The organism is Polaromonas sp. P3_C2 (assembly GCF_056402675.1).
Genome location: NZ_JBFUGX010000860.1, coordinates 1 through 1,511, shown reverse-complemented (window position 1 = coordinate 1,511; position 1,511 = coordinate 1). Strand labels below are relative to the sequence as shown.

2 protein-coding genes are annotated in these 1,511 nt (G+C 62.3%); both read left to right on the top strand.

What is annotated here, in order from left to right; translation table 11 throughout:
• Positions 1-216 (top strand): AMP-binding enzyme (locus tag AC1DWI_RS22805; protein ID WP_477725866.1); only part of this gene is annotated, 216 nt, incomplete at its 5' end.
• 55 nt (positions 217-271) lie between these two features.
• The gene (locus AC1DWI_RS22800) at positions 272-1,384 is read left to right on the top strand and encodes a mandelate racemase/muconate lactonizing enzyme family protein (RefSeq protein ID WP_477671453.1); all 1,113 of its coding nucleotides are present in this window, start codon (positions 272-274) and stop codon (positions 1,382-1,384) included.
• Positions 1,385-1,511: the final 127 nt, after the last annotated feature.

The window sequence follows — 1,511 nt, the reverse complement described above, 5'->3', positions numbered from 1 at the left end:
GACGCCTACCGCGGCGAAACCGTCAAGGCGGTGGTGGTGCTGCGCGCCGCGGCCAAAGGCCAGACGACGGAAGACGACATCATCAACTGGTGCAAGGAGAACATGGCGGCGTACAAATATCCGCGTGTGGTGCAGTTTGTCGATGCGCTGCCCAAGAGCGGCTCGGGCAAGGTCATGTGGCGAGCCTTGCAGGAAGCGGAGCAGGGCGCAAAGTGACTGACTCTGGCACGATGCGGGTTCTGAGCCTTCTGAGTGCCACCCGGAGACAAAATTGAAAATCACATCGGTCAAGCCGTTCATCCTGCATGTGCCCGTCACGGGCTCGCAGATTGCCGACAGCACCCACACCATTTCGCATTGGGGCGTGGTCGGGGCGCAGATAGACACAGACAACGGGCTCACCGGGTACGGCTTCACCGGCACCCATGCCCATTTGCCGAGCGACCAACTGATTACACGCTGCATCGAGACCTGCCATGCGCCGCTTCTGATCGGTGAAGACGCGGCAGACATCCAGCGTTTATGGCTCAAGCTGGCGCGCAACCCGGCCCTGCAGTGGGTGGGGCGCGCCGGCATCATCACGCTGTCTCAGGCCGCCATCGACATCGCGCTGTGGGACTTGAAGGCCAAGGCTGCGGGCGTGCCGCTGTGGAAGCTGCTGGGCGGCCAGGTGCGCGAGAAAGTACGCGCTTACAACACCGACATCGGCTGGCTGAGCATTCCCGACGACCAGCTGGTGACTGGGGCGAAGCGCGCAGTCGACGAAGGCTTCACCGGTATCAAGGTCAAGATTGGCTCCAGCGTCGACCGTGACCTGAAACGGCTGGAGGCCGTGCGCCGCGCCATCGGCCCCGCCATCACCATGGCAACCGACGGCAACGGCAAATGGGACTTGCCCACCTGCCAGCGCTTTTGCCGCGCGGCAGAGGCATTTGATTTGTACTGGATTGAAGAGCCGCTCTGGTACGACGACGTGAAAGGCCATGCGCAACTGGCGCGCAGCACCAGCATCCCCGTCGCGCTGGGCGAGCAGCTCTACACGCACGATGCGTTTGCGGAATTCTTCCACCAGGAAGCGATTCATTGGGTGCAGCCCGATGTGACGCGCATGGGCGGCATCACCGAAGTGCTGCGCGTCTGCGACACGGCGCATTCCTTCCGGTTGCCGGTGGCGCCGCACGCGGGCGACATGAGTCAGGTGCATGTGCACCTCAATCATGCCCACCCGGCCTGCACGGTGCTTGAATACATCCCCTGGATCAAGGACTGCTTCCTGGAGCCGGCCCAGGTGGTGGACGGCCACTTCAGCCTGCCGCAGCAGCCGGGCGCCAGCACCACGCCCACGGAAGCAGCCTGGGCCAGATACCACCAGCCGGCATCCTGATGTCGTTCGGATGATTTTTAGTAAAAAGTGGCTGAAAGCCATAATGGACGAGCGCAAGCAGCTATAAAAATAGTAGCAAAATCCTGCACGGCTGTGCCGGCTTTCCAGGTCAGGTATCGTGCTGCTC